General features: G+C 33.8%; 10 protein-coding genes and 1 pseudogene. All 11 read right to left on the reverse strand.

All coding sequences use genetic code 11. The features are described 5' to 3' along the window. Nucleotides 1-362 (reverse strand): annotated as a pseudogene (locus RMR19_RS15210) (flagellar type III secretion system pore protein FliP); the annotation flags it as partial. Between the two features lie 11 nt (nt 363-373). After that, the gene (locus RMR19_RS15215; protein WP_310604349.1) at nt 374-838 is read right to left on the reverse strand and encodes a FliO/MopB family protein; all 465 of its coding nucleotides are present in this window, start codon (nt 836-838) and stop codon (nt 374-376) included. Between the two features lie 4 nt (nt 839-842). Further along, nucleotides 843-1,205: a response regulator gene (locus tag RMR19_RS15220; RefSeq protein WP_310604350.1), complete on the reverse strand. Its 363-nt coding sequence runs from the start codon at nt 1,203-1,205 to the stop codon at nt 843-845. A 28-nt stretch (nt 1,206-1,233) separates the two neighbouring features. Further along, the gene (gene fliY, locus RMR19_RS15225) at nt 1,234-2,403 is read right to left on the reverse strand and encodes a flagellar motor switch phosphatase FliY (RefSeq protein ID WP_310604351.1); all 1,170 of its coding nucleotides are present in this window, start codon (nt 2,401-2,403) and stop codon (nt 1,234-1,236) included. 4 nt (nt 2,404-2,407) lie between these two features. Further along, nucleotides 2,408-3,385 (reverse strand): flagellar motor switch protein FliM, encoded by a 978-nt coding sequence (gene fliM, locus RMR19_RS15230; protein ID WP_310604352.1) that lies wholly within the window; start codon nt 3,383-3,385, stop codon nt 2,408-2,410. A gap of 290 nt (nt 3,386-3,675) precedes the next feature. Beyond that, complete coding sequence (locus RMR19_RS15235; protein WP_310604353.1) at nt 3,676-4,191, reverse strand: flagellar basal body-associated FliL family protein; 516 nt, start codon at nt 4,189-4,191, stop codon at nt 3,676-3,678. A gap of 33 nt (nt 4,192-4,224) precedes the next feature. Then, entirely contained in the window at nt 4,225-5,034 is an 810-nt protein-coding gene (locus RMR19_RS15240) for a flagellar motor protein MotB (RefSeq protein ID WP_310604354.1), read from the reverse strand. After that, on the reverse strand, nt 5,027-5,845 hold the full coding sequence (locus RMR19_RS15245) for a motility protein A (RefSeq protein ID WP_310604355.1): 819 nt from the start codon (nt 5,843-5,845) through the stop codon (nt 5,027-5,029). Before RMR19_RS15245 ends, RMR19_RS15240 begins: the two co-directional genes overlap by 8 nt. Before the next feature lie 79 nt (nt 5,846-5,924). Then, nucleotides 5,925-6,116, reverse strand: coding sequence for a flagellar FlbD family protein (locus tag RMR19_RS15250; protein WP_310604356.1), 192 nt, complete (start codon nt 6,114-6,116; stop codon nt 5,925-5,927). A gap of 140 nt (nt 6,117-6,256) precedes the next feature. Continuing rightward, nucleotides 6,257-7,735: a flagellar hook protein FlgE gene (locus RMR19_RS15255; RefSeq protein ID WP_310604357.1), complete on the reverse strand. Its 1,479-nt coding sequence runs from the start codon at nt 7,733-7,735 to the stop codon at nt 6,257-6,259. Between the two features lie 100 nt (nt 7,736-7,835). Continuing rightward, nucleotides 7,836-8,246 carry a TIGR02530 family flagellar biosynthesis protein gene (locus tag RMR19_RS15260; protein WP_310604358.1) on the reverse strand — a complete coding sequence of 137 codons (411 nt, stop codon included), beginning with the start codon at nt 8,244-8,246 and terminating at the stop codon, nt 7,836-7,838. Nucleotides 8,247-8,443 lie beyond the last annotated feature (197 nt).

Here is an 8,443-nt window from a genome sequence, read left to right on the forward strand (position 1 = left end):
ACAAGCACTTGATTGGGTGGTGTTGTCTGCGTTGATAGTGCTGCTCTAGTAAAATGTAATACTATAATAATTCTCGTAAATGAAGTCACCATTAATAACAAAGACGGTGCTATCGAAATAACTGTTAATAATATTACAATCTGCAATGTTGATGAAACACCAGACCCCTCTCCATTAGTAGAGAGATTAAAGTTAAAACCAAAGGGTTCATCATCAGATGTAAATGTTACGTCTGATGAATCTGTTTGGCTACTAGCTTTCACCGGAACAGAAAAAACTAGAACGATGAGAGACACAACAAACACAGCAACTAGTGTATTTACAATTATTCTACTAATATTACGTTTTACTTTTGTGTTCATACTTTCAACCTCTACACATCATTCTCATCTTTTTTGTTTTCTTTCTTACTATCTTCGAATTCACTATCCAACATATCATTACTTGATATGTTATCATGTGATTTCATACTTGCATTTGACTTGATTTTTGAAAGTATGTCCTTAAAAGAAGGTTGTTCACCTTCTTCTTGTGAAGCAACTAACTGCTCTCCATCAATCTCTGTCAAATATTCAACATTGTCTTTTGATACTGCAATTACAATATATTTATCTGTCACTTTAATTATTTGTAAATATTTTGTTTGACTCAATTTTAGTGTCTCAACAATTGTTATATTGCGATTCTTGGTGGTCATTCCAGCACCAGTTTTACCTATCCACTTTGAAGTAAAATAAGCCAACACCAATATCAATGCAAACACAAGTAATAATCCAAACAGTTCTGCAATATTGCGTATTGTAGAACTGCCTTGGAATAAATAAATATTTGAAGTCATTTTATTAGCCTATCGCTTTTTTAACAGCTTCTAGAACTCTATCAGCTTGGAATGGCTTAACAATAAAATCTTTTGCTCCATTTTGAATTGATTCAATTACCATTGCTTGTTGTCCCATTGCTGAACACATAATTACATTCGAACTTGAATCCATTGACTTGATTTTCTTAAGAGCTTGAAGTCCATCCATCTCAGGCATAGTGATGTCCATCATAACAAGATCTGGTTTTGTTTCATTATACTTTTCTACTGCTTTCGCTCCATTTTCAGCTTCTCCAGCAATTTCATAACCATTCTTAGTTAAAATATCCTTAATCATCATTCTCATAAAAGCTGCATCGTCACAAATTAATATTCTCTTTGCCATTTTTACCTCTCCTATCTATATTCCTATTCTATTTAACAATTTCAGTAACTCTGATACCAAAACACTCTTCAATTACAACAACTTCACCTTTTGCAACAAACTTACCATTAACAAGAACATCTATTGGTTCTCCAGCAAGTTTATTAAGCTCAATAATTGTTCCTGGCGCAAATTCCAAAATCTCTTTAATTGACTTATTCGTTCTACCAAGTTCAACAGTAACTTCAAGAGGTACATCCATAATCAAGTCAATATTCTCTTGACCTTGTAATTGCATTGCCGCATTATTAAACGGCTGAAATTGTGCTGATTGCACATTAACATCCTGCATCGGCATCATTTGCATTGCAGGTTGCATATACGGCATTTGATTTTGATACATAGGCATTTGCATTTGTTGACCCATCATTTGTTGACCTCCTCCCATCATTGGTTGTACTGGCGGTGCTTGTTGAACCTCTGGCTGTACTGGTGGTGCTTGTGCAACACTAGCTGGTTGTGATTCTACCTCTAATCCTGATTCCGAGAACTTCTTATATAAATCTCTTGCAAAATCAAATGGATATAACTGCATAATCTGGCTATCAACTAAGTCACCGATTTCCATTTTAAATGAAACCTTGACAAATGGATGTCTTAAAAAATCTGATATCTCTTCTTCATCAATAACGCTATTCAAATCAACAAGACTAGCAACTGGTGGGCTTATATCTACTTTCTTCTCAAGCATAGAAGATAATGATGTAGATGCTGAACCCATCATTTGATTCATAGCTTCACCAATCGCACTTAGATGTAATTCAGATAACTCTCCATCTAAATTTGTGCCATCTCCACCCATCATCAAATCTGTAATTATTTTTACATCTGATTCGTTAAGAATCAGAATATTATTACCATCTAAACCTTCTTTATAAGAAATCTGTATAAACACACATGGTTTTCCAAATTCTTGTGACAAGTTATCCCATGTAGAATAAGAAACAACAGGCGTTGTAATCACTACTTTATTGTTTACTAGTGTAGACAATGTTGTAGCGGCTGTCCCCATGCTTATATTTGATATCTCACCCACCGCATCTTTTTCATCTGCTGTTAAAGAATCCGATGAGCCAGAAGCCGTTTCATTAGCAGAAGAATCGTCATCAATGCTTCCTAATAACGCATTAATTTCTTCTTGCGATAACATACCGTCCATATTCTTACTCCTCTCTAATAATTGATGTTAACCTTACAGCATATGTATCCGAAGATGCTCCCGGAAGTGCAGTAAACTTTTTAATATTTCCAACATAAATATCTAGTTCATCATCGACCTTTGTATTCAATCGTATAATGTCTCCCTTTTGAATGTTCAAGAAGTCATTTACCGATATCATACTACTACCTAGAACTGCTTTAATTGGAATTTTTGCTTTCTCAATAGCGATTTCAATGATATCCTGATAAGCTTCATCATCTTTTACTTGCATTGTCGAATACCAATACTTCGTATTCAACTTATCAATAACTGGCTCTAAACAATTATATGGTAAACATACATTCATCAAACCTTCTACATGACCAATACGAATATTCATTGTTACAATTGAAGTCATCTCACTAGGTTGAATAATTTGAGCAAATTGTGAATTTGTTTCAATTCTTTCTAGTCTTGGCTCAACATTAATAACGTTTTGCCATGGCTCAATCAATAAATTCGTACATATGTTAAAAATTCTCTCAATTATAATCAATTCAATTTCCGAGAACTCTCTCGCCTTTTCAAGAGGCAATCCATTACCACCAAGCATACGATCTACAATTGCATATCCTAAGTTTGCCGCAAGCTCAATAACAACGTTTCCTTCTAATGGAGCAAAATTGACAATTCCAAGTAAGACTGGATTAGATAATGCATTCGAGAATTCAGAATAGGCTGCTGCTTCGGAATTCATTACCTCTACTTGAACATTCTTACGAAGATACGCTGGCAAATTCGTAGACAGTAATCTTCCATAATGTTCAAATATAATCTCTAACGTTCTTAGATGTTCTTTCGAGAATTTTGATGGCCTTGCAAAATCATAATTTTTAATTTGCTTCTCGCCCGTGTCTTTAATCTCATCAGCATCTAATTCACCACTACTTAATGCAGCAAGCAAATTATCTATCTCATTTTGCGATAAGACGTCACCCATTGTTTCTCACCTCCCAGGTGATATTTTAGTCATTTTTAAATACACATAACACTTCAACAATATAATTGTAATTATTATAAATTCCAACATAGCACTCTCTATATAATCACAAAAAAATAATTATAACTAATAATATCACATTTTTCATTTAATATAAAGCAATAAATTCGCATTATTTATAAGACAAATTTCCCATTTATTTTACCAAATATCAAAATATCTATTCAAAACCTGATTTTTCAGTGTATTTTCTATCAAATACACTGAATTCAATTTTTAATAGTCTTTATTTATTGATATACTAAATTACCAAATGCAATATCTTGTACTACTTTATCACCAAATTTTTCATTTAACTTTTGAATGATATTTGCTTTGATTACTTCTTCGTTATTCTTTGCGTCCTCTTTTGTATAAGCAGAGAATGCTTGTCTAATCACATCGTAAATATAAGAAGTAGATGCTTCAATTGTTGTTTTTACTTTTGCATACTCATCAACACCTTTATATAAAGATATTGAAATATTATTAATTACAGCATAGCGTTCTTTTGTAGAATCTGCATCTTTTTTAAGATTGATAACTTGTTCTTGTGTTAAATCATAGTTCTCTAAGTCATCTGCTGTAATTATCTTTTGATTACCGTTTTGAGCTTCTAAATCTAAATTAATGATTTCTGCTACTTGGTCAATCAAGTTGTTCGTTTTGTTTACATTAGGTACTACTGAAAACATAATTACAGCAGTCAAAACTAAGTTAACAATTGCTAATGCCATAATTACGATTGTTAAAATATTTTTTTTCATACGTTGTCACTCCCTGTTTTTTTAATGATGAGCTTATCGGCTCAATTCATTGTATATCTTTATTTCAACACGTCTATTCTTTGCTCTACCTTCTGGTGTAGCATTCGAAGCAATTGGATCAAATTCACTTCTACCTGATGCTTCTAGCGTTGATGGATCTAAACCTTTCTTTTCTGTAAGGTACTTCCATAACGAAACTGCTCTTGCTGTAGATAAGTCCATATTATCCGCAAATTTTATATTACTTGACATCGGAACATTATCTGTATGTCCTTCAATTTTAATTAAACAATCACTATATTCTTTTAATATATCTCCTACCTTATTAAGAATAGGTAACGCCTCTTGTTTAATATCCTCCGAACCTGAGTCAAAGAGAATAGAACCGCCAATAGATAACTTAATATATTGGTTATTACCATCGATATTAACATCGACTTTCTTATCAATATTATACTTTTCAGTTAACTCTAAAATTTCATCATACATCTGCTCGGATAATTCTCTTCTTTGCTCTTCAAGATACTTCATTGGGTTATCATCTTCAGTCAAATCGTCTTCTCCCTCTTCACGTCCCAACTCAGAAACCAAATCAGTTAACTCATTCAACTGGCTAACACCACTTGATATTAATTGACCTTCACCAATCGCAGACCCACCCCCACTAAAAATACTAAAAGATTTATTAAGGGAAGCTATCATTTGATCGTATTTATCTGCATCAACTGTTGACATTGAGAAAAGCAAAACGAAAAAGCAAAGCAATAGATTCATCAAATCACTAAATGTATTCATCCAAGCAGGAGAACCCTTTGGTGGATCATCTTGCCTCTTTCTAGCCATTCACTTCACCGCCTTCATTTTCGCCAACCATCTCATTTCTCATTGAAGGTGAAAGGAATGATTTTAATTTTTCTTCAATTACACGAGGGTTTTCACCAGCTTGAATTGATAATAGCCCTTCAACCATAACTTCTTTTGTCATAATTTCTGTATCATTATTTGCTTTCAATTTCGAAGCAATTGGCGCACATATCCAGTTTGCAAGCAAGGAACCATATAATGTGGTAATAAGTGCAACCGCCATAGAAGGACCAATTGAATCTGGATCATCCATTTGTTTTAACATGTTAACCAATCCAATTAACGTTCCAATCATACCCCAAGCAGGACCCATTGTTCCAAGATCTTCCCAAAATGATATTGTCTTTTTATGTCTAGTTTCTATCGAAATCAACTCTGTTTCCAAAATACTTCTTACAAGTTCTGGATCAGTACCGTCTACAATTAACAAAATTCCCTTTTTCAAAAACGCATCTTCTATATTGTTTGCTGTTTCTTCTAAGGCTAATAAGCCTTCTTTTCGAGCAACATTCGATAACTCAATGATTGTTGTTATTGTCTCAGCCTCATTAGATGGTAATACTTTTAATGCCAATGAGAAACTTTTCAAATTAACAATAAAATGCTTTGCACTTTTTGAAGCCGCAAAAACAGCCATAAATGAACCACCAAACGTAATTAATGCTGAAGGAATATCAATAAAGTTTCCCAATTTACCAAATTCAAATGTTAATAAATCTTGGTTAAATGTAATACCAAATACAACCAAAACGAAACTGATTATCAGTCCCAGTATAGTTGCTATATCCATAGCTCCACCGCCTATTCTAAGTTATTTAATTTATGTAAAAAGTTTATACTATAATAAACTCTATTGTTCAAACATATTGCTAAATCACATTACTATAAATCTGTTTTTTAAAATCTATTACTAGGCTTCTAAGTTGTCCCATACTTTCTGCAACAACAAACTTTCTACCATTTGTCAAAGTAATCACCGTATCTGGTGTCTCCTCGACCGTTTCAATCAAATCACAATTAACAGAAAACCTTACACCGTTTAGCCTCGTTAGTTCAATCATAAGTTCCCTCCTCATTTGATTATTACCATAACTAAATCCTGCTTCTGCATTACTAAGAGGCAGGATTTAGTTTTTATGTAACTAGGATTCTTCCTTGAATCTTTTTATTCATTAACTGATTCACTAATCAATTAACAAAATTATCTCTTAAGGTTAATTAACTCTTCTAATAATGTATCTGAAGTAGTAATAATTCTTGAGTTTGCTTGGAAACCTCTTTGTGTTGTAATCATACTTGTAAATTCTGCTGATAAATCAACATTTGACATTTCAACTACACCAGTTGAGAATTTACCACCATCTGCTGTAACATCTACACCCTTACCATCAAATTCACCAGAGTTTTGTGTTGCAGAGAATAAACTTCCACCAATCGCCTCTAGTCCCGCTGGATTCGAGAATGTTGCTACTGCAATCTGTCCAAGTAATTTACTTGTACCATTGTCATAAGAACCATAAATCTTACCATCTGCTTGAATACTAATACCTGATAAGTTACCAACTTTCTTACCAGCTCCTGTATTTTGAAGACTTCCTTTGCTTCCTGATATACTACAAGCTCCAGTTGTTGAATATTGAGTGATGGTAGAACAGTCAAATTTAATTGTACCATCTTTATCTCCAAATAGTGGAACTTTCGGTGTTGCAGTTGCGCCTGTTCCTGCTGCTGGTTTATCTGAATCCGAAGTTATTACCAAATTCAAAGTAGTCGTTTCTGGTGTTACTGCTGTTGAACCAGTTCCAATAAAAGCACCTGTTGCTGCATCAAATCTAACAACATTAGAATCTCCTGTTCCTGTTCCTTTACCATCATCACCTACCGTATAAGTAACACCACCATATGCTACAGTTTTAATTACTCCTCCTGCGTTACTTGTAGCATTATATAACGCTGATTTACCATCTTTATCTGTAACATCAACAAGATCCATCTTATATGTATTAACAGCCGAAGCAGTTGTACCTGTAGGTGCAGTTAATTTGAATTTTACTGTATAAGCATTACCCAAATTATCAAAAATTTCAGATGTAATAACATAACCTTTACCAGTAAGATCCGAATCTGTCTTATCAATATTACCTTTTAGCGTAACATCTGTTGTTGATTCTGGAGGAGTTGTTGCATTGTCTGGTGTCTGAATTGCAATCTTATCTACCGTATTTTGTTTAATCTTATTAGGATTGTCTGTATCTGGTGACCAACCCATTACGTAGTATCCTGTTTCAGTCGCAAGGTAACCCGCACCATCAATTGTGAATGAACCATTCTTTGTAAAGTAATTTCCAGCACCATTGTTTACAACAAAGAATGAATTTCCAGTAATCATAATATCTGTTGCATTATCGGTTCTTTGTGCTCCACCTTGTGTTGACATTGCTGCTGAGATAGATGCCAACGTTGTACCTAAACCGATTTGCTTTGCATTCATACCAGCTAAACCTGTTTGTTCATTCGCTCCACTGGCACTTTGTGTTGTTTGATAGAAAACATCTGAAAATTGTACTGTACTTGCTTTAAAACCAATTGTATTAACGTTAGCGATGTTGTTACCGATAACGTCCATTTTTGTCTGGTGAACTCTAAGTCCTGATACACCAGAATAAAGTGATCTCATCATAATGTATATCCTCCTAATAAATCGGCGTGTTATGCAATTTGGTATTCCAATAACTTTATCTGTCATTCAAAAGTTATAAGCCTCCTATAAGGTCCAGCTTCTATGCTATAACTGCGCCATCAATGTTTGTAAAAACTTTATTTTCATTCTCATCTACCGCTGTTACTACTGTACTACTTGAAACATTCACAATGAATGCCATATTGTCAATCATAACAAGCGATTCTTTAATACCCTTTTGTTGAGCTTTACGTGCACCATCTTCTAAACGTTGTAGAACATCTCCTGACAAATCAATATTCCGACTCTCTAATCTCTGATTCGCATGTTTTGAGAATTTCAAAGATATTTCCGTTTTTTCTTCTAGACCTTGCTGTTGCTTCGTCTCAAATAATTCTTTAAACGAAAGAGCTGATTCTGTTTTTGGTTTCTCAATTGTTGTTTTACGATTGTGCAGAAGCTGTCCCGTCATTTGCTCAATTGACGTGTATTGACTGTTTCTGATATCCATATCTCATCACCTCACACAGAGAAAAGTTCCTTCTCTTCTCCCAATGCTTATTAATTACACAGTTACTTAGCTATCTTATTCTTCTTCAACAGCCTTGTTAACTACTGTAACAGTAACCTTATTACTAACTGTTGTTTCATATGAATTGTTAAAGCTAAAAGAAATTCTATATGATCCTTCTTCTAAGCCAGCAAATG

The sequence above is a fragment of the Anaerosporobacter sp. genome (assembly GCF_031551385.1).
In the GTDB taxonomy this organism is placed as follows: domain Bacteria; phylum Bacillota; class Clostridia; order Lachnospirales; family Lachnospiraceae; genus Anaerosporobacter.